Raw genomic sequence first — 18,861 nt, 5'->3', positions numbered from 1 at the left:
GGCTTGTTCCTCTATTTCGCGTCATGAAAAATAATTCCCAAGCTGTGCCCATCGTCAGCGCCGTCCCGCTCCAGACCGAGCAGCCTCGTCTTCATGTCCATGCCTCCGCGATAACCGGTCAGCGCGCCGTTCTTTCCGATAACGCGATGGCACGGAACGGCGATCAATACGGGATTCGCTCCGATGGCCGCGCCGACGGCGCGAACGGCGGCAGGCTTCTGAATCCGGCGGGCAATATCCGAATACGAGCTCGTTTGTCCGTGCGGGATTTCGAGAAGGGCGTTCCACACAGCCAACTGGAACGGCGTCCCGCGCAAGTCGAACGATATTCCGAAGCTTGTTCTCGTTCCTTTCCAATAGCCGATCAGCTCAGCCGCGAAAGGCTGCAGCTTCTCATCGTTGCGAATTAACGCGCTGCCGGGGAAACGCGCATTGCTCCAATTTTCAAGCTCGTCGAAGGCCCGGCTGTGCGAGCCGACGAAACATAGCCCTTCCTCAGTCGCCGCGATATACACGCTCCAGTCGTCATGGACGAGCAGCGACCAATAAATATTCGGTTTTGCGTTCTTTTCCATTGTCATAAGCCTCCTCTAGGATCGGGTGTTCGATTGCCGGTAGCTGGCTGGCGTAACTCCGGTCCATTTCTTGAACAACGTAATGAAGTACGGCGGACTCGGCATTCCTACGCTCGCTCCGACGTCTGCGATCGGACGATTCGAAGCGAGAAGCTCTTCCTTGGCCTTATCGATACGAAGTTGTTGAATATAGGCGACCGGGGTCGTTCCCATGACACGCTTGAACGTTCTATGCAAATGATAGGGACTGCCGTGGCTGAGCTCCGCAAGCTTATCCAGCGTTAAAGTCTCCATGTAATAGCGGTCGATATATTCGACAATCAGCGCGACCCATTCGGCGTCCGGCAGCCGCTGGCCGGTCGGCTTGCACCGCTTGCACGGGCGGAAGCGGGCGGATAGCGCTTCGTCTGCGGAATGGAACAGCTGAATGTTTTCTCTCTTGGGAGGCCTGGATTTGCATGATGGGCGGCAAAAAATGCCCGTCGTTTTGACCGCGTAAAAAAACCGTCCGTCATACGAAGCGTCGTTCCCGACAATGGCCTGCCATTGTTCGTCCGATGCGCTTTCCGAATCTGTCATGACGTTCACCTCCACACCGACAGTATAACCCCGGGGCTGCGCATTTGTACGCTTTTTCGAATGGAATAGCAAGATAACGAAATGAACCGTCAACCTATTTTGTCCGGGCAGGCAAGATAACGGATGTGTTATATTGTTATATTGTCTAGAAGCGAAGGAGACGGATGGAAGAAGAACAACCGGGAAAAAGGGGAGTGGCGGGGGAAATGCGAGGTCTCGCGATATTGTTATCGTTTAATTTGGTTGGCGTAGGGCTGAAGGAGTGGCTGCATATTCCGATGCCGGGCAACGTTATCGGTCTTGTACTGTTTACGATCGCGTTATTCGCGAAGCTCGTCAAGCTGGAATGGGTCGAAGCGTCGGCGCAATGGCTGACGAAGCATATGATGCTTTTTTTCATCCCGTACATCGTCGGCGCGATGGCGTTGATTCCAATGCTTGGAGCGCAGCTGTTTCCGATCGCGCTTAGCGTAGTGCTAGGCCCGCTGCTGGTAGTTGCGGCTGTCGGTTTCGTGACGGCAAAGCTCGAAAAGCCGTCTGGTCGGGAGGAGAAGCTTCTATGAGCGCTCAGTGGATGAATCAACCGCTCTTTGGCGTCGCAGTGAGCGTAATCGCTTATTCGGTCAGCTTGCTCGTTCACGAGCGGGTTCGCTGGCTGCATCCGTTATTCGTCGGTGCGGGGAGCCTCATTCTGCTGCTTTCGCTGGCGGATATTCCCTATGAGTATTACGAAAAAGGGGGAGAGCTGCTAACTTTTTTTCTAGGGCCGGCCACGGTAGCGCTAGGCGTTCCGCTCTACAAGCACAGGGAACGAATCCGATTCCAGCTTCTCGCCGTATTAAGCGGCATCTCCGTCGGAGCCATTGCGGCAATCGTATCGACGGGGCTGCTTGTGTGGGGGCTCGGCGGTTCGCGCGAAGCGATCTTGTCCGCCATGCCCAAGTCGGTCAGCTCGCCCATTGCGCTTGAACTGTCCAGACTGACCGGGGGCAACCCCGAATTGAGCGCAACGTTAACGGTTGTTACCGGTCTCGTCGGCAGCATGCTCGGCGGCGCTTGGCTTAAGCTTCTCGGCATAAGCGGCGAGCTGCCGCTCGGCATCGCCACCGGAACGGCGGCGCACGGCATCGGGACGGCCAAGCTGCTCCGACAGTCGGAATCGCTCGGCAGCTACAGCGGATTCGCAATGGCCGTGAACGGAATTTTGACCGGAATTATGTATATTCCCTTGTCTGGTGGTTGAATCGTTAGCATGCGCAGCACGATGGAATAATGGTATTCGGCAAGCCCTCGCACCCGGTTGCGAGGGCTATTTTGTTGTGCTGTTCGCTGCCCGAGGTTGTATAGCGAGAGGGAATTGAACCCATACTACGATACTGATTTGTCGCACAGGCGTGTGAATACGCGATCAGATGAGCATTTTTCATTCTGGCGGAAATAATTTTCACAAATTAAAAGTTGGAGAAATTAATTTACAATAACACTCGAAAGTGTTATCTTGAATTTGCAAGCATCATCGATAAAAGGGGGAGCTCAATGAGTATCGCGAAGTTTCAAGGCATCATACCTGCTTTTTATGCTTGCTATGACGACAAAGGGGATATTTCGGAAGCTCGCACTTACGAGCTGTGCGATTACTTGCACGGCAAAGGGGTGCAAGGCGTCTATGTCGGAGGAAGCTCAGGCGAATGTATCTACCAGAGCCTGGAAGAGCGGAAGGCGGTGCTCGGCCATGTTGCGCGTCGTCTCCAAGGCAAGATGACACTGATTGCCCACGTCGGAGCGCCATCTACAAGAGACAGTGTGGAGCTTGCGAAGCATGCGGCAGATTTAGGGTACGACGCATTGTCCGCTATTCCGCCCATTTACTTCAAGCTGCCGGACAGCGCCGTCTACCGGTATTGGAGCGAGATTATCGATTCGACGCCTCTGCCTTTTATTATCTACAACATTCCGCAGACGACGGGCTATACGCTGACGACCTCGCTGTTCCGGAAGCTGCTTGAAAATCCGAAAGTCATCGGCGTCAAAAACTCTTCGATGCCGGTTCTCGACATCGAAAGGTTCAAGAACGCAGGCGGCGACGAAGTCATCGTGTTCAACGGGCCGGACGAGCAATTCGTCGCAGGTCGGATCATGGGCGCTGGCGCGGGAATCGGCGGCACCTACAGCGCGATGCCGGAGCTGTTCCTGCAAGCGGACAAGCTCGTCCGGAATGGCCGGTTTGCCGAAGCGGGCGCCATTCAAAGCGACATTAACGACATTATTATCGCTCTATGCTCGCTGGACGGCTCGATGTACGCGGGTATTAAGGAAGTTCTGCGCCGCAGAGGCGTGAATGTCGGAGGCGTGCGCTCGCCATTGGAGGATATATCCGGAGAAGACGCTGCCCGGATCGACGCTATCGTGCGTCAGATCGACGAAGCGGCGGTCAAGCACGGCGCATGACCGGACGAAGAAAAACGATCGTCTGTTTCGGCGACTCCAATACGTGGGGCTACGATGCAAAGACGGATGCGCGCTTCGACGAGGAGACGAGGTGGACGGGACGGTTGGCCCGCCTTCTGGGAGACGGCTATCGGGTCGTCGAAGAAGGACTGAGCGGCCGGACGAGCGTATGCGAGGACCCGCTGTTCGAAGGGCTGCGCGGGCTCGATTACATTTACCCTTGTCTCCTGTCGCATTCGCCGATCGATCTGGTCGTAATCATGCTAGGTACGAATGACACGAAAGAAAGATTCGGCCTGACATCCTTCAATATTGCTCAAGGGATAACGCGGTTATCGAATAAAGCGAAGGGAACGCCCGCCGGAAACGGCGGAGTCGCGCCCGACGTGCTCGTCGTCGCTCCGCCTGTTATAGGCAAAGCTTACGCGGATACGCCAATAGGTGCTCCGATGGGCGCTCGCTGCGACGAAAAATCGTTTGAGCTGCCCGTCCATCTGGAAGCGCTGCTCAAGGAAACGGGCATTCGCTTCGCGGATTCGAACGAGGCTGCGGCCATGGGCGAGACGGATCACATGCATCTGGATGCCGAAGGGCATGGGAAGATGGCCGAGTTCATGCATAAGCACATTTCGCGCATATTCAACTAGAAGGAGAGACTTGCATGATGAGAAAGCGTTTACTGACGACCGTTGCCGCCTTGACGCTGGCAACCTCCGTATTGGCCGGCTGCTCGAGCAACAATAACGAGGCAGGCAATGCCGCCGCGACCGATTCGGGACAGACGACCACCGGCAAAAAAGAAAAAGTCGACATCAAAGTATGGCTGACTCCGCAATGGAAGGGCGTACTGGACGCGTCGGAGCAAGGCGCCGACTACGACAGCTTCTTTAAATACGCAGCGAAGAAATTCTCCGAGCAGTACGACAAATACGATGCGAAGATCAACGTGGAAGTCATTGCGGGCGATCAGCGGGATCAATTGCTGAACGTTAACCTGAGCGGCGGCACCCCGCCGGACGTCTTCTTCGAAAGCGTGTTTGCAATGGGCGATTACGTCCACCGCGGCGCGCTCGTCCCTCTGACCGATATCGTCGACGACGAGGCCAAGAAGGATATTAACGAAAGCTACTGGAATACGGTCACCTTCGGCAACGACGTCTACTTCTATCCGTTCCAGAACAATCCGGGCACGCTCGTGTACAACGCGGACATGTTCAAAGCGGCTGGGCTTGAGAAATACGTCGGCGGCGATACGGAGATCAAGACGTGGACGCTCGCCGAATACGAGGACATTCTCAAAAATTTGAAGGACAACTTGCCTAAGGACAAATATTCGAATGCGTATCCGATGGCGCTGTACGGAGTGAATAACCAAGGCGACACCTGGAATCTGGCTTATCTCCGTATGTTCGGCAACAAATTTTTCGACGATCAAGGCAACATTGTTCTGAACGACGAGAACGGCGTCAAAGCGGCGGCCTGGTTGAAAAAAATCAAGGACGCAGGCTATACGAATCCGGGACCGGAGTCGGTATCGTCCAACGACGCCAACGCGATGTTCCTGAACCAGCAGCTTGCGATCAGCTTTACTAACCCTGTGCTGTTCAACAACGCGAAGGCGGACATGGAAAGCGGCAAAACGACCAAGTTCGATCTGCGTCTAGCCAACATTCCGTCCGAAAGCGGAGACCCGCTGTCGTTTACGTACGTCGTCGGCGCAAGCGTCTTCCAATCGAAGGATGCAAAACGCGTGGAAGTCGCAAAAGATTTCGTGAAATTTTTCTCCACCGATCCGGAGCTGGTCAAATCGTCCAAGAACGCCATTCCGGTTCGTTCGTCCGTAGCCGAAGCCTACAAAGCGGAGAAACCGCTCTTCGCGGCTTATGATGCGAATTCCAAATACTTGTTCAACTTCACGGGCAACGTGCCGGGATACAGCCAGCTTCGCGAAGTGCTCTACCCCGAGCTGCAGGCGCTCTATATGGGAGCCAAGAAGCCGGAGCAAGTCGTCAAGGATTACCAGGAGAAGGGCAACAAGCTTATCGAGACGAACAAGGCAAGTTCGGTCATTTTCCAAAAGCCGTAATCGGATAAACATTACGCGATCGGCAGTCCGGGGGCTTCCCCGGACCTCCGATTAGAAAGGTAAAACGATATGAGACTTCGCAATTCCTTCAAAGAGAATATGACCGGCTATCTGTTTATTTTTCCGCAAATTCTCATTTTCCTTGTCTTTCTCGTATATCCGATATTGGAAGGCATCCGTCTCAGCCTGTACCAGATCAACTATCAGAGCGAAAAGTTCGTCGGACTGGACAATTACGCAACACTGTTCAACGATCCCGTCTTTTTCAAAGCGCTTGTCAATACGATTGTGTTCGTCGTGTTCATCGTCATTCTCACGGTCGGCTTCGCGCTATTCGTCGCCTCCGCCGTCTTTGACAAAAACGCCAAATATGTCTCGTTCATCCGAGGCAGCTACTATATCCCCGTCATGGTATCCATGGTCGTCATGAGCATGGTTTGGAGCTTCCTGCTTAATCCCGCCAACGGACTCATTTCCTATCTGTCGCGGGAATCCGGAATGGGGACGGTCAACTTACTTGGGAATACGCAGACGGTGTTGCCCGTTATTATTTTCGTGACGTTCGCGACGAATGTCGGGCAAGCGATCATCCTGTACATCGCCGCGATGATCGGTGTGCCCAAAGATTTGTTCGAAGCCGCGGAAGTGGACGGCGCCAGCCGCTGGCAGGTCATCCGCAAAATTCTGATTCCTTCCGTTAAGCCTTCGACGGTCTATATCACGATCATCAATATCATCGCCGTCTTGAAAATATTCGTCGTCATCCAACTGCTGACCGGCGGCGGCCCGAACAACGCTTCCGTGACGCTGATGTATTATCTATACAACAACGCCTTCAAATTCAACCAACTCGGTACGGCTTCCGCGGTCGGGGTGATCATGTTCCTGATTACGTTGCTGCTGTCGGTGCCTCAGCTGAGAAGCATGATCAAGGAGAAGTGAGGGGTACGCCGTATGACGCAGACGAAAAACAAAAAGAAGCTGGAACGATTCGACGTTATCTCGAACGCGATCGTAACCTTATTCGCGATATGCAATCTGTTCCCGTTGTACTGGCTGTTCACCAGCTCTCTCAAGAACAGCTCGGACGTCGTGAAGATGCCCCCGGATTGGTGGCCTTCCTCGATAACGTTCGACAACTACGTGGACGTGTTTCGCAACCAGCCGGCTCTTCGCTGGGCGTTCAACAGCTTGTTCGTGTCCGGAGCGAGCACCGTTATGGTCATTATCGTCGGAGCAATGGCTGCCTATGCCTTCTCGAAGCTCCGATTCGTCGGACGGAATATCATCTTCGTCGTCTTCATCTCGAGCTTGATGATTCCGAAGGAAATTATGATCGTGCCGCTGTTCCGAATCACGCAGGATTTCGGAATGGTCAACAGCTTCCACGGCATGATCTGGCCTAATGTGGCTACCGCATTCGGCGTGTTTTTATTGAAAGGATTTTTCGACGCGACGCCGGATGCGCTCCGCGAAGCGGCCCGGATCGACGGAGCCGGCGAATGGCGGACGTTCACCCGGATCATGCTGCCGATCATCAAGCCGGGAATCGGCGCGCTGTTTATCTTGAACTTCGTTCAAGTATGGAATGACTATTTGTGGCAGCTGGTCGTCGGTCAAGAGAAGAACATGAAGACGCTCATGGTCGGCACCGCCACGCTCATGCAGGATCTCAATCCGAATTTTGCCTACAAGATGGCCGGCGCGACGGTCGCCGCTATTCCGATGCTGCTTATCTTCCTAATGTTCCAAAGATATTTTACGACCGGCATGACGGCAGGAGCCGTCAAGGAATAGCGTAAATTACGCACGGAGTGGAGTTGGAGCCTTATGGATACCGCACGAAACGTTCTTGAACAAATCAAACGAAAGCTGATCGTCTCCTGTCAGGCGCTGCCCGACGAACCGCTGCACAGCCCGTTCATTATGGGACGTATGGCGCGAGCGGCTTACCTTGGCGGCGCTTCGGGAATAAGGGCGAACAGCGTGGAAGATATACGTGAAATCAAATCAAAGGTGGATCTGCCTTTGATCGGCATCATTAAGAATAATTATCCGGGTTCAAACGTGTTCATTACGCCGACGCGGCACGAAGTCGACGAGCTCGTTCGCGAAGGCGTGGACATTATTGCGATGGACGCGACGGACCGCATCCGGCCTGACGGTTCGACGATCGAGGAGCTGTTCCCCCTGCTTCGGTCCGCCTATCCCAATCAGCTGTTCATGGCCGATTGTTCGACCTACGAGGAAGCGGTACGCGCCGCCGAGCTCGGCTTCGATTGCGTCGGTTCGACGCTTAGCGGCTACACGGAGGCGACGAAAGGCCGGTCGCTCCCCGATTTCGAGCTGATCGGCAGGCTGACGGCCCGATTGAAAGTTCCCGTTATCGCCGAGGGAGGCATTTCGACGCCCGAGGAATTGAAGCGGCTGTTCGAGCTCGGAATCTACTCCGCGGTTGTCGGCTCCGCCATTACGCGACCGTTGGAAATTACAAAAAAATTCGCTATGGTCGTCGACTAAGGAAGGACACATGATGAAAATCGCAGCGGCGGATATCGGGGGCACCCATACGAAAATCGGCATATGCGACGAACTAGGCGCTATCGAGCGGTTCCGGGAGTTTCCGACCGAAAGTCATCTCGGAGGACCGCACGTCATGAACCGTCTATTGGAGCGGCTTGCGGCTTACGATGAGCAGTGCGATGCCATTGCGATCAGCACAGCCGGACAAGTGGACACGGAGAAGGGACGAATCGTCTTCGCGAACGACAATATACCGAATTATACCGGGACCGCTATTCGCGAAATCGTCGAGAACCGCTTCGGCAAGCCCGTTAAGGTCGAGAACGATGTCAATGCGGCGGCGCTCGGAGAAGCGCGCTTCGGCGCCGGGGAGCCTTATCGCGACTTTCTGTGCCTTACCTTCGGCACGGGCGTCGGAGGGGCCATCGTTATGGATCGCCGCATCTACCGAGGGGCAGACGGCGTAGCCGGAGAATTCGGTCATTTGTTTACCCATCCGCTGTCGGAAACGGTCGGCGGCCGCAAGCCTTATTACGAAGCTTATGCCTCAACGACGGCTTTGGTCCGCATGGCGAAGGAAGCAGATTCGGAATGTGTGGACGGAAAGGCGATATTTGATAAAATAAAAAGAGGAAACGATGCGCTGCTCCGCGTCGTCGATGCATGGATCGCCGAAGTGGCCGCCGGGCTGGCGTCGCTCGTTCACATCTTCAATCCGTCCGCGATTATTGTGGGGGGAGGCGTCATGGAACAGGATTTCCTGGTTCGGATGGTCGAGGAACGAACGAGATCGCTCGTGTTGGAAAGCTTCGGAGGCGTTCGCATCCTGAAAGCCTCCCTCGGGAATAAGGCGGGATTGCTGGGAGCGGCATCGCTTTATTTTAGCTGAACGTTATGAGGTGATCGGTTGCGCTCGATCAGTATCTTTTCGTCTATTCATTCCAAATACAACAACTTGACGAACACCGAGAAGAAAGTGGCCGACTATGTGCTCGAGAACGCGAAGAACGTCGTGTACATGTCGATTACCGATTTGTCCGACGCTTGCGAAGTGGGCGAATCGAGTATCTTCCGGTTTTGCAAGTCGCTGGCTTACAAAGGGTACCAGGAGTTCAAGATCGCGCTCGCCCACACCATTACGGTGGGGAACGAAATTCCGCAGCTGACCGACAAGGTTCTGACGACCGATACGATCGACCAGGTCGCTTCCAAGGTTCTGACGACGAATATTAACGCGCTCAGCGAGACGTTCAATTTGATCGATTTTCAGAAAATGGACCGCGCCGTTGATTATTTGGTGAAAGCGGAGCGCATTCTGTTCTTCGGCGTGGGCTCGTCTTTGTTGACGGCGATGGAAGCATGGAACAAATTTATGCGGATTACGAACAAGACGGAGTGCGCGATGGATTCGCATCTGCAGATGATGTCGGCCGCGCTTATGACGAACAAGGATATCGCCGTCATCATCTCTTATTCCGGCCAAACGAAAGACAGCATCGAGGTAGCAAGGAAGGCGAAAGAGCGCGGAGCTTTCGTCATTTCCATCACAAGGTTCGAGAAGTCGCCGCTTACATCCCATTCGGATTTGTCGCTCCTGTGCGGCGCTAACGAAGGGCCGCTGCAGGGAGGCTCGCTGTCTGCGAAATTATCCCAATTGTATTTGCTCGACGTTCTTTACGTGGAATACTTCAAGCGGACGTATGAGCAATCCACCATGAATAAGGAAAGCACGGCGTCGTCGGTAACCGTAAAGCTGCTATAGGCGAAGGCGGAGAACCGTCGGTCGCGCCGGCTTCCGGACAACGGAACGGAGAGAGCGTAATGAGACTAGGTTCAAAGCTGTCGTGGGAGAAGGAGCGAGTGTTCGAGCATCCGGCCATCGTCAAGGCGGTGGAGGCGCTGATCGATATCGCGGAACGGAATCCCGAGCCAGGTCGAATCGAGATCGACGGCGACAGGCTGTACGTCAATGTCATGACGTTCGACGCCAAATCGCCGAAGGACCAGGTCGCCGAGAAGCACGAAAGGTATATCGACGTGCAATATTTGATAGATGGGGAAGAGACGATCGGATGGTTCCCGCTTCGCGAGGAGCTTGAGCCTTCGAAGCCTTATGTCGAAGAAGACGACTACGCGTTGTATGCTCCGGCAGGGGATGAAGTACCGCTTCGGCTTGCGCCGGGCATGTTCGCCATCTTCTTTCCTCACGATATTCATCGGCCCGGCATGGGAGAAAAGGGCGGAAAGATCAAGAAGGCGGTCGCGAAGGTTCGAATGGACTTGCTGAATTCATAATATCGGAACAGAGGGGTTGTCCCTAAGATTGCTTACGATCTTAGAGACAACCCCTTCCCCTTTTTCGTATGGTCAGATGCGGATACTGACTACGAGCACGACAGCGATGGCCAATGTGACGAATGCGGCTATCGACGATAAGTAGAAGCCGAGTTTGACTTTGCTGCCTTGGCCTTGGACGTCCTTCAAGCGCTTCCGCACCTTGCCCCCCAGAATGCCGGTCAGAATAAGCGCGAGCAGAAGCACCATGCCGCCGCCTTTTTCCATCACATCCAGCCACAGCGGTCGATCGGAACCGCCGCCCCAAGCTTTGACGATCATATAGACGCCGCTTCCCAATACGACGACGGCGGAAGGATGGGCGAACAGGCTGAACGCGCGAATGACTCTTCCGGCAAGCTCGTTCGGCTCCTTCGAGCCGAGCTGCTTCTTGAGCAGCGACAACGTTACGACGATGGCCAGCATGGATCCGATCCAAATCGCCAATCCGGTCAGATGCAAAAACAACATGAATCCGAACATAATACCCGTCTCCCTTCCGTTCTGTACATTCGCGATTGTAAATTTGTAAAATGAACGGACGATGAACGGAATGTTACGATGGAGAACAAAGCCGCTGTTCTTGCACAACGCTATTTACAATGATGTAAAGTAAAAAAACGATAGAACCGATTGGCGACGGACCAATAAAAATACAATGGAACGAGGAATAGTCATTGAAGATGAAAATGGCGAGATTGTCCTGCCCGACCGCGTAGAAAAAATGGACATCGGTTGCGAGCAGTTTACGCCGGTCAAGACTTTCAGAACGCCCCCTTTTAGCGTTCAAGCATAATGGTATCTCGTCCCACTGTTGCGCTCTCGAACACGCATCCCGCCGAATGTAGGGTACCTCGTCCCACTGTTGCGCTCTCGAACACGCATCTCGCCGGATGTATGGTACCACGTCCCACTGTTGCGCTCTCGATCACGCATCCTGTCGAATGTATGGTACCTCGTCCCACTGTTGCGCGCTCGATCACGCATCCCGCCGAATGTAGGGTACCTCGTCCCACTGTTGCGCTCTCGAACACGCATCTCGCCGAATGTAGGGTAGCACGTCCCACTGTTGCGCGTGAAATAAGGGCTGCCCCTATGGCCTTTGCAGACCTTAAGGTGCAGCCCTTATTCGTTGGGATTAGGATACAGCCCGCTGTCATCCCGCGGCATCCCGCTTGCGGAAGAAGGTTTTCAATGCGCTGTAAATCTCGGATTTCTCCCGGATGACGTAATACAAGAACTGCTCGTGATCCACGTGCTTGTAGGCAGACATTAGCGTGCTGCTGCGGTTGTACTGGTTCACTTCTCCATAACCGAAGATATTCGAGCGCTTCATCAGCTCGTGGATGAGCCTGACGCAACGCTCGTTGTCGCTCGTCAGGTTGTCGCCGTCCGAGAAGTGGAACGGATAGATGTTGTAGAGCGACGGCGGATAACGGCTGTCGATGATCTCCAGCGCCTTCACGTAGGCCGACGAACAGATAGTGCCCCCGCTCTCGCCGCGGGTGAAAAATTCCTCTTCGGTCACTTCCTTCGCTTCCGTATGGTGCGCGATGAAGACAATATCGACCTTCTCGTATTGGCGGCGCAAAAATCGTGTCATCCAGAAGAAGAACGATCTGGCGCAATACTTTTCGAACGAGCCCATGGAGCCGGAGGTGTCCATCATGGCGAGGATGACCGCATTATTTTGCGGCTTGATGATTTCCTCCCACGTTTTGAACCGAAGATCGTCCGGGGATATGCCTCCGATCTCGCCGTTCCCTTCCCGCGAATTGCGCCGCAGGTTCTCCAGAATAGTCCGCTTCTTGTCGATGTTGGACATGATGCCCTTGCGCCGGACGTCGGTGAACCGGACTTCCCGCACTTCGATCTGTTCCTTCTCCTTGCGCTTCAGATAGGGCAGCTCAAGCTCCTCGAACAGCAGATTTTCGAGCTCGACGATGGAAATTTCGGCTTCGACGACGTCGTCTCCCGGCTTATCGCCCGCTCCTTCGCCCTTGCCCGGTCCTTCGGCGGGATCGCGCCCGAGCACATCGCCGACCTGGCTGTCGCCGGAGCCTTGGCCGACGTGCTTTTTCTTGTTTCCGTTAAATATAAACCGGTATTCGTCCAAGCTGCGAATCGGTATTTTAATAATTTGCTTGCCGTCCGAGAGGACGATGTTTTCTTCGGATAAGAGGTCGGGCAAATTCTGCTTGATGGCTTCCCGGACCTTCTGCTGATGGCGCGCCTGATCTTGATACCCTTTGCGGTGCAAAGACCAATCTTCCCTGGACAAAAGGAACGACGGTTGGTTCATCGCCGGGCCACCTCCTCGGTCGCTTTATTTTGGTGTGTGGTAATCAATATATTCGAGGCAACGGAAAGGATGTGTGCAACGAAACATTAAAATAAAAAAGGCTCCGAAGCACGGGCTTCGGAGTCCTTGGGAGCGAGAGTATCGAGCTATGGAAGAAACGGAGCTGGCGGGCTTGTTTGTTATGCGGGCTTGAACGCATCCGCGGAGCTGGTCGGCTTCGTCCGTCTTTGCTCTTCGCGTATGTCCGCGACGAACAAGGGGGTCAGCTTCGGATCCCACTGGGTGCCGCAGCCTTCCTCCAGAATGAGAAGCGCTTTTTCGACGGACATGCCCTGACGGTAAGGCCGATCGGAAGTCATGGCGTCGAAGGCGTCCGCGATTGCTATAATTCGTCCCAAAAGCGGGATGCTGTCGCCGGATAGCCGGTCGGGGTATCCTTTGCCGTCGTATCGCTCATGGTGGGATCGCACGCCGGGCATCAAGTCCGCCATCGCGTCCACAGGCTCGATCTGCTTCAGTATGTTCTCTCCGAGAACGGGGTGCTCCTGAATAAGGGCGAACTCTTCGTCCGTTAACCGTCCTTCCTTCAGCAAAACGGAGTCGCGCACGCCTATTTTGCCGATATCGTGAAGAAGGGCCGATTTCTTGACCAAATCGAGCTCTTGCAGCGATAAGCCCGCAAGCCAGCCGATCTGCACGGAGTAGCCGGCGACTCTCTCCGAATGACCCGCCGTGTAGCGGTCGCGGGCGTCGAGAGTTGCCGCGAGCATCGTAATGTAGCTTTGGATAAGCTGGCTGTTCATGCGGTCGCGGGCTTTGAGTCCGTTCACCATATGATTGAAGCCCGAAATAAGCTTTGAAAACTCATCGGAATAAATGTCGGCAGCCTGCACGTCGAAATTGCCTTCGCGGACGCTGCCCATACGCTCGTACAAATTCCGAATCGGCTGCTGGACGTCCCTTGACAGCAGCCATGCGCCGAGAGATGCGAATGCAACTCCGATGACGATAATAACAGCCGCCCATCTCCAATATTCCATGCTGTCTTGTCCGGTCAAGCGCTGAAGACGAACCTGTCCGGCCAAGGCAAAGAGGAACAGCGGGAAAGCTCCGATCAGAAAAGCGCTCAATTGGAACTTCTTCTGAATGGAGACGATGATTTGGCCGTTAAGAGAAGGATCGTAGCCGCTTAGATCCAGAGAGCGTCTTCGAATATAGAGCAGCACGGGTTTAATCGTCTGGACGGTCAGGAAAAATTCGATCATCGCATGCAGAGCGGCGACCAGCAGAGATCCCGCTATCGCCAGCCAGACATAGAAATACGGGAAATGGAGCAAGTCCAGCCGAATGAGAAGCAAGGTCGCGAGAATGGCAGGAACGGATAAGCCTAGCAGATGAGGGCCCAGAATGCGACCTACTGTAAGTACGGGCAATCGATGGACGTGCTGGTATACCGATTGAACCTTCGACCAGTCGCTCGGGACGTCCGATGACTCTAAGGCATGCAATAACGTTCGGATGGGCGCGATTTGGCGTCGGATGAAAAATAGCTCCAATGTCATCATAATGATCAACGAACCGATGAGAACGCCCGCCAAACGGAGAAATTCGACTTGTGAAATTTCAAGCGTGGAGAAAATGAATAGACTCCCGACTACAAGTACGGATACAGTCGAGCCGGCTGTGCAGTTTCGTATGAATTGCCGACTAAACGCGCGGTAAATCTCCAAGGAGGTTCCTCTTTCTTCTGTAGGAATCAATAGGTAAGCGTTACTTCGCAGGACAATGTTACTATTTTCCACACCCGAGGTAGAATTCCTTTAATTTCGACAGATAAATATATTTTTCGACATTAATCTCATTTCATTCCTACTTGCCAATTGACCGGTCTAGGCAAGGGGGGTATCCTGTACAAGGTGCATCGCGTATCTCTCATCTTGTCGAACGGGAGTGTTTCGGAATTGCTTCAATCTATAAAAAGAACTTGGTTGTTCAACGTTAGAGGGGATATGCTGGCCGGCATTACCGCGACGCTCGCACTAATTCCCGATTGCATCGCTTTCGCGTTTATTGCGGGGGTCGATCCGATGGTCGGCTTTTACTCTGCCATTTGCATGTTGATTATTCTTGCTTTTTTCGGAGGGAGACCGGCGATGCTGTCATCTTCGGCCGGCTCGATGGCCGTTCTTATGACCGCGCTAGTCGCCCGCCACGGCGTCGAGTATTTGTTCGCGGCAACCGTGCTGACCGGCGTTTTGCAATGGTTTATGGGCGTATTCAAAATGGGCCGCTGGATGAAATACATTCCGCGTTCGGTCGTCGTCGGTTTTATTAACGCGCTCGCCATTTTGATTCTTGTGGCGCAGCTGCGCCATTTTCATGGGGAATCGTGGGGGATGTACGCGATGGTTGCACTGACGCTCGCCGTCATATTCCTGTGGCCTCGTCTATCCAAGGCGATTCCGTCGCCTCTCATCGCTGTCGCGCTAGTGACGGGGGTTGCCTTCGTCGTCGGCTGGAACGGCAAAACGGTAGGGGATATTGCCGACATCGCTTCGGGCTTTCCGCTATTTCACATGCCGGACGTCCCTCTAAACGCGGAGACGCTTCTGATTATTTTCCCTTATGCCTTCTCGCTTGCGTTAGTCGGGTTTATCGAGACGCTTCTGACGCAAGACATCGTCGATGAAATGACCGATACGAAGACGAACAAGGACCGAGAGATGAAAGGGCAAGGAATTGCTAACGCGGCTACGGGCTTTTTCGGAGGAATGGCGGGCTGTGCGCTGATCGCCGAATCGGCCATTAACGTTAAGCTGGGGGGAAGGGGCCGGCTGTCCAATCTGACGGCCGGCGTCGTTCTGCTGCTTCTCGTCGCCTGCTTCGGATCCGTCCTGAAGGCGATTCCGGTGGCGGCGTTAGTCGGAGTAATGCTTATGGTTTGCTTCGAAATATTCGATTGGAAATTTCTCGGTCAAATTCGCAGTCTGCCCATCCTCGATACCGTCGTCATGCTTGTTACCGTCGTTGTGTCCGTCGTTACGGACAATTTGGCTTTCGGCGTGCTGGCGGGAGTCGGGCTGTTCGCGGTGTCTGCGGTTAACCGGCGCCGCCGGCCGCTAACGCAACGATAAGACCTAAGACGACTAACAGGAGCGGCAGCGCGCTGAATATCGTTCCCAGTACGGCAAACGTTTTTTTTCGGTTCTTTTGCGCGATGCCGATAATTCCGAGAATCAAGCCGATGAAGGCAATGAGAAGAAGGAGCGGATACATAAATCCGAGCACGATAGTCGAGCCGAGCTTATCAATAAGCTCTTGTTCGGTCATTGTTAAATTTCCAGCATCGTCAACAAGCGTACCGACATCTACTTTGGAGGCAAAGGAGACGAACAAAGCCATCGTCGTTCCGACCAGGCCCAATATGCCGATAATGCCGAGCACGAAGGAAGCGATTCCCGTTCCGCTATTTTTGATCGGAGCTTGCGAGTAAGAATAATCGTTGACGGGCTGAAAAGCGGGAGAGAAGGCTTGCGTTCCTTCCGGCGGAGGGGGAACTTGATCTTTGTTGTCGTTCATGGCAAGTCACCTTTCAAAAGAGTATGATGTTTATGTCGCTAAATTCGATATTCCACATCGCTAGGGAGGATTCCTGCATGAATCGTTATGTCCAAATCGGCGCTGTCGCCGCCATGCTGTCGGTAGCTATCGGCGCTTTCGGAGCGCATGCGCTTGAAGACAAGCTGTCCGCACATTACATGGATGTGTTCGAGACCGGTGTTCAATACCATATGGCTCACGCTCTCGGCATATTGTTAGTTGGCTTGCTTATGGATCGGCTCGCTTCGTCCAAGCTTGCGATATGGGCCGGCCGTCTGCTGACGGCGGGGATCGTGTTATTTTCCGGAAGCCTTTACGTACTCGCTTTGACCGAAGTGAAAGTGCTTGGGGCTATAACGCCGCTGGGCGGCGTTGCGTTTATCGCGGGGTGGGTATGCCTGGCGCTCGCCGCTCGTTCGAAAGGCTGATCCGGACCTAATCTCGCATTTTGGAAAAAGATGGCGATTGTTAAGCGAATTAATATATACATGTCATCGGATTTCTTTATAATGGAATTTACGGGACATTGAATGACTCGCGGGAAGGACGGTCGCCAAGTGGATGAATGGTCGGACATTGGATTATGGTCGGCAATAACGGGATCGGCTGTATTGCTTGCCTCTATCGCCGCTTACGCGGGCTGGGCTGCCGGGCGCAAGCGAGCCCGTCCTTCGGCTGACGCCCCATCCTATCATTCGGAATTGCTTCAATCGCTATATGAGGATAGTCCCGTCTCGTTCGCCGTAATCGATCGCCAAGGCCGATTTCTTGACGTGAACCATGAACCGTCGGTACTAACGGGCTATACTTTCTCCGAATTGTCGGGACAGCCTTTTGCCTCGCTTGTGGCAGACGAATCTTACGATGCAACGCTGCAAATGTTCCATAAGACGCTGCAGGGGGAAAGATGCACGCAAGATATCCGGATTATTCATAAGGACGGCAGTCCGATCGATTTGAATATTAGTACTTCTCCACTCGTTCGCAAAGGCAGGACAATCGGTATTCTTTCTTTCGTTCACGACGACAGCGACCGCAAAAGAACGTTGGAACGGATTCGGTATATGGCTTATTACGACGACATGACCGGCTTGCCCAATCGTCGTTCGTTCATGAAGAGGCTGGAGGATCGTCTGGCGGAAACGAAGGCGTCGGGGGATATTGTTACGGTATGCTTTCTGGACGTGGACGGGTTCAAGCTCGTCAATGCCTCGTTCGGGCGCGATTTCGGCGATATGCTGCTGCTCCAAATCGCGGAACGGCTGACGCATTGCTTCGATTCTCCCCGGGATTTGGCGCGCATGGAAGGCGACGAATTCGTCGGGATGCTTGTCGGCAGCCGCGAGGGAGACGGGCTCGAAAGACTGGGTAACAGTATTTTGAGAGCGATGGAAGAACCGTTTGAGCTTAACGGGCTTCCCCTACATATAACGGCCAGCATCGGAATGGCCGTCGGCGATCCGGATGACGATATGAGCTCATTGATGAAAAAAGCCGACGCAGCTATGAACAGGGTGAAAGAAAACGGCAAGAACGATTATTTGTTGTACGACTCCGAGATGGGGCCGACTGCGCTTCATAAGCTAACGCTTCAGCACGAAATGAGAAAAGCGTTGAACAACGGGGAATTTCTTCTCTACTATCAGCCCAAGTACGATTTGGGCTCCGGCAAGGTCGTCGGACTGGAAGCCCTCGTACGTTGGCGGCATCCGGTAAGAGGGCTCGTACCGCCAGGGGAGTTCATACCCGCTGCGGAAGAGAGCGGCTTAATCGTGCCTCTCGGCGATTGGGTGCTTGAGGAAGCATGTCGGCAGAACAAAGCATGGCACGACGAAGGAATGCCTCGGATTCCGGTGTCGGTCAATTTGTCGATTCGGCAATTCGCACAGCGCGATCTCACCGGGAAAGTGGCGGACATTCTGAAAAACACGGGGCTTTCTCCGCAGTATTTGGAGCTTGAAGTTACCGAGAGCATGACGATGGACGTCGAGCGAGCGACCCGTTGTCTCGTCGAATTAACGAATTTGGGCGTCAATATTAGCGTGGATGACTTCGGAACGGGCTATAGCTCCTTCAGTTATTTGAAAAACCTGCCGATCAGCCGGTTGAAAATAGACCGTTCGTTCGTGCGCGACATTCAGCAGGATCCGGATGATGCGGCGATTGTCGCGGCCATCATCGCGATGGCGCACAATTTGCAGCTTCAGGTTATTGCGGAAGGTGTGGAGACGGAGGAACAGGTGCACTTCCTGAGACGTCATCACTGCGACGAGATGCAAGGTTATTTCGGCAGTCCGCCATTGCCGGTAGGCGATATTCGAAAGATGCTAAATTCGGCTCAGCAGTCGCCTGCAGCGTATAACAGTCTTCCGATGATGGAACATTGGAAGGAAACACAGTAAAGAGGCGGTTCA

The 18,861-nt window shown here is 53.9% G+C and carries 20 protein-coding genes; 14 read left to right on the top strand and 6 right to left on the bottom strand.

Annotated features, from left to right (window positions below; translation table 11 throughout):
* Window positions 1–11 precede the first annotated feature (11 nt).
* Together D3H35_RS08480 and D3H35_RS08475 are read right to left on the bottom strand one after the other, a co-directional pair.
* On the bottom strand, window positions 12–575 hold the full coding sequence (locus D3H35_RS08480; protein ID WP_119148658.1) for a methylated-DNA--[protein]-cysteine S-methyltransferase: 564 nt from the start codon (window positions 573–575) through the stop codon (window positions 12–14).
* Between the two features lie 15 nt (window positions 576–590).
* Window positions 591–1,154: a bifunctional transcriptional activator/DNA repair enzyme AdaA gene (locus D3H35_RS08475; protein WP_119148657.1), complete on the bottom strand. Its 564-nt coding sequence runs from the start codon at window positions 1,152–1,154 to the stop codon at window positions 591–593.
* Window positions 1,155–1,318: 164 nt separating this feature from the next.
* On the opposite strand from D3H35_RS08475, the gene D3H35_RS08470 reads away from it, so the two are divergent.
* From D3H35_RS08470 to D3H35_RS08420, 11 genes are all read left to right on the top strand, one after another.
* Window positions 1,319–1,717 (top strand): CidA/LrgA family protein, encoded by a 399-nt coding sequence (locus tag D3H35_RS08470; RefSeq protein WP_233567836.1) that lies wholly within the window; start codon window positions 1,319–1,321, stop codon window positions 1,715–1,717.
* Entirely contained in the window at window positions 1,714–2,397 is a 684-nt protein-coding gene (locus D3H35_RS08465; RefSeq protein WP_119148656.1) for an LrgB family protein, read from the top strand. Before D3H35_RS08470 ends, D3H35_RS08465 begins: the two co-directional genes overlap by 4 nt.
* Window positions 2,398–2,690: 293 nt before the next feature.
* On the top strand, window positions 2,691–3,602 hold the full coding sequence (locus tag D3H35_RS08460; RefSeq protein ID WP_119148655.1) for a dihydrodipicolinate synthase family protein: 912 nt from the start codon (window positions 2,691–2,693) through the stop codon (window positions 3,600–3,602).
* Entirely contained in the window at window positions 3,599–4,249 is a 651-nt protein-coding gene (locus D3H35_RS08455; protein ID WP_119148654.1) for an SGNH/GDSL hydrolase family protein, read from the top strand. Before D3H35_RS08460 ends, D3H35_RS08455 begins: the two co-directional genes overlap by 4 nt.
* A 14-nt stretch (window positions 4,250–4,263) precedes the next feature.
* Window positions 4,264–5,688, top strand: coding sequence for an ABC transporter substrate-binding protein (locus D3H35_RS08450; protein ID WP_199728493.1), 1,425 nt, complete (start codon window positions 4,264–4,266; stop codon window positions 5,686–5,688).
* Between the two features lie 69 nt (window positions 5,689–5,757).
* Window positions 5,758–6,630, top strand: a complete 873-nt coding sequence (locus tag D3H35_RS08445) for a carbohydrate ABC transporter permease (protein ID WP_119148653.1) — start codon at window positions 5,758–5,760, stop codon at window positions 6,628–6,630.
* Window positions 6,631–6,642: 12 nt separating this feature from the next.
* On the top strand, window positions 6,643–7,485 hold the full coding sequence (locus tag D3H35_RS08440; RefSeq protein ID WP_119148652.1) for a carbohydrate ABC transporter permease: 843 nt from the start codon (window positions 6,643–6,645) through the stop codon (window positions 7,483–7,485).
* A 33-nt stretch (window positions 7,486–7,518) separates the two neighbouring features.
* On the top strand, window positions 7,519–8,208 hold the full coding sequence (locus D3H35_RS08435; RefSeq protein WP_119148651.1) for an N-acetylmannosamine-6-phosphate 2-epimerase: 690 nt from the start codon (window positions 7,519–7,521) through the stop codon (window positions 8,206–8,208).
* A 10-nt stretch (window positions 8,209–8,218) separates the two neighbouring features.
* Window positions 8,219–9,100 carry an ROK family protein gene (locus D3H35_RS08430; protein ID WP_325050031.1) on the top strand — a complete coding sequence of 294 codons (882 nt, stop codon included), beginning with the start codon at window positions 8,219–8,221 and terminating at the stop codon, window positions 9,098–9,100.
* 18 nt (window positions 9,101–9,118) lie between these two features.
* Window positions 9,119–9,973 (top strand): MurR/RpiR family transcriptional regulator, encoded by an 855-nt coding sequence (locus tag D3H35_RS08425; protein WP_119148649.1) that lies wholly within the window; start codon window positions 9,119–9,121, stop codon window positions 9,971–9,973.
* A 59-nt stretch (window positions 9,974–10,032) separates the two neighbouring features.
* Window positions 10,033–10,506 carry a YhcH/YjgK/YiaL family protein gene (locus D3H35_RS08420; RefSeq protein WP_119148648.1) on the top strand — a complete coding sequence of 158 codons (474 nt, stop codon included), beginning with the start codon at window positions 10,033–10,035 and terminating at the stop codon, window positions 10,504–10,506.
* 72 nt (window positions 10,507–10,578) lie between these two features.
* Here the strand turns inward: D3H35_RS08420 and D3H35_RS08415 are convergent, their stop codons facing one another.
* From D3H35_RS08415 to D3H35_RS08405, 3 genes are all read right to left on the bottom strand, one after another.
* Window positions 10,579–11,028, bottom strand: coding sequence for a hypothetical protein (locus D3H35_RS08415; protein WP_119148647.1), 450 nt, complete (start codon window positions 11,026–11,028; stop codon window positions 10,579–10,581).
* A gap of 673 nt (window positions 11,029–11,701) precedes the next feature.
* Window positions 11,702–12,847, bottom strand: coding sequence for a sporulation protein YhbH (gene yhbH, locus D3H35_RS08410; protein WP_119148646.1), 1,146 nt, complete (start codon window positions 12,845–12,847; stop codon window positions 11,702–11,704).
* Window positions 12,848–13,026: 179 nt separating this feature from the next.
* Window positions 13,027–14,577 carry an HD domain-containing phosphohydrolase gene (locus tag D3H35_RS08405; RefSeq protein ID WP_119148645.1) on the bottom strand — a complete coding sequence of 517 codons (1,551 nt, stop codon included), beginning with the start codon at window positions 14,575–14,577 and terminating at the stop codon, window positions 13,027–13,029.
* A 231-nt stretch (window positions 14,578–14,808) separates the two neighbouring features.
* Between D3H35_RS08405 and D3H35_RS08400 the strand changes: the two genes are divergently transcribed.
* The gene (locus D3H35_RS08400) at window positions 14,809–15,981 is read left to right on the top strand and encodes a SulP family inorganic anion transporter (RefSeq protein ID WP_147355780.1); all 1,173 of its coding nucleotides are present in this window, start codon (window positions 14,809–14,811) and stop codon (window positions 15,979–15,981) included.
* Here D3H35_RS08400 and D3H35_RS08395 read toward each other — a convergent pair.
* Complete coding sequence (locus D3H35_RS08395; RefSeq protein WP_119148643.1) at window positions 15,947–16,426, bottom strand: hypothetical protein; 480 nt, start codon at window positions 16,424–16,426, stop codon at window positions 15,947–15,949. The genes D3H35_RS08400 and D3H35_RS08395 overlap by 35 nt on opposite strands.
* A gap of 77 nt (window positions 16,427–16,503) precedes the next feature.
* Between D3H35_RS08395 and D3H35_RS08390 the strand changes: the two genes are divergently transcribed.
* Window positions 16,504–16,875 carry a DUF423 domain-containing protein gene (locus tag D3H35_RS08390; RefSeq protein WP_119148642.1) on the top strand — a complete coding sequence of 124 codons (372 nt, stop codon included), beginning with the start codon at window positions 16,504–16,506 and terminating at the stop codon, window positions 16,873–16,875.
* Between the two features lie 129 nt (window positions 16,876–17,004).
* The gene (locus tag D3H35_RS08385) at window positions 17,005–18,849 is read left to right on the top strand and encodes a putative bifunctional diguanylate cyclase/phosphodiesterase (protein WP_233567835.1); all 1,845 of its coding nucleotides are present in this window, start codon (window positions 17,005–17,007) and stop codon (window positions 18,847–18,849) included.
* Window positions 18,850–18,861: the final 12 nt, after the last annotated feature.

Origin of the sequence: Cohnella faecalis (assembly GCF_003570905.1) — a bacterium.
GTDB classification, from domain to species: domain Bacteria; phylum Bacillota; class Bacilli; order Paenibacillales; family Paenibacillaceae; genus Cohnella; species Cohnella faecalis.
Note: the sequence above shows the minus strand (reverse complement) of the source record. Positions and strands in the feature narration are given on the sequence as shown.

Bases quoted from the DNA above. Each gene is read 5' to 3' on its own strand.
- D3H35_RS08480 (WP_119148658.1), bottom strand. From the start codon at position 575: ATGGAAAAGAACGCAAAACCGAATATTTATTGGTCGCTGCTCGTCCAT.
- D3H35_RS08475 (WP_119148657.1), bottom strand. From the start codon at position 1,154: ATGACAGATTCGGAAAGCGCATCGGACGAACAATGGCAGGCCATTGTC.
- D3H35_RS08470 (WP_233567836.1), top strand. From the start codon at position 1,319: ATGGAAGAAGAACAACCGGGAAAAAGGGGAGTGGCGGGGGAAATGCGA.
- D3H35_RS08465 (WP_119148656.1), top strand. From the start codon at position 1,714: ATGAGCGCTCAGTGGATGAATCAACCGCTCTTTGGCGTCGCAGTGAGC.
- D3H35_RS08460 (WP_119148655.1), top strand. From the start codon at position 2,691: ATGAGTATCGCGAAGTTTCAAGGCATCATACCTGCTTTTTATGCTTGC.
- D3H35_RS08455 (WP_119148654.1), top strand. From the start codon at position 3,599: ATGACCGGACGAAGAAAAACGATCGTCTGTTTCGGCGACTCCAATACG.
- D3H35_RS08450 (WP_199728493.1), top strand. From the start codon at position 4,264: ATGATGAGAAAGCGTTTACTGACGACCGTTGCCGCCTTGACGCTGGCA.
- D3H35_RS08445 (WP_119148653.1), top strand. From the start codon at position 5,758: ATGAGACTTCGCAATTCCTTCAAAGAGAATATGACCGGCTATCTGTTT.
- D3H35_RS08440 (WP_119148652.1), top strand. From the start codon at position 6,643: ATGACGCAGACGAAAAACAAAAAGAAGCTGGAACGATTCGACGTTATC.
- D3H35_RS08435 (WP_119148651.1), top strand. From the start codon at position 7,519: ATGGATACCGCACGAAACGTTCTTGAACAAATCAAACGAAAGCTGATC.
- D3H35_RS08430 (WP_325050031.1), top strand. From the start codon at position 8,219: ATGATGAAAATCGCAGCGGCGGATATCGGGGGCACCCATACGAAAATC.
- D3H35_RS08420 (WP_119148648.1), top strand. From the start codon at position 10,033: ATGAGACTAGGTTCAAAGCTGTCGTGGGAGAAGGAGCGAGTGTTCGAG.
- D3H35_RS08415 (WP_119148647.1), bottom strand. From the start codon at position 11,028: ATGTTCGGATTCATGTTGTTTTTGCATCTGACCGGATTGGCGATTTGG.
- yhbH (WP_119148646.1), bottom strand. From the start codon at position 12,847: ATGAACCAACCGTCGTTCCTTTTGTCCAGGGAAGATTGGTCTTTGCAC.
- D3H35_RS08395 (WP_119148643.1), bottom strand. From the start codon at position 16,426: ATGAACGACAACAAAGATCAAGTTCCCCCTCCGCCGGAAGGAACGCAA.
- D3H35_RS08390 (WP_119148642.1), top strand. From the start codon at position 16,504: ATGAATCGTTATGTCCAAATCGGCGCTGTCGCCGCCATGCTGTCGGTA.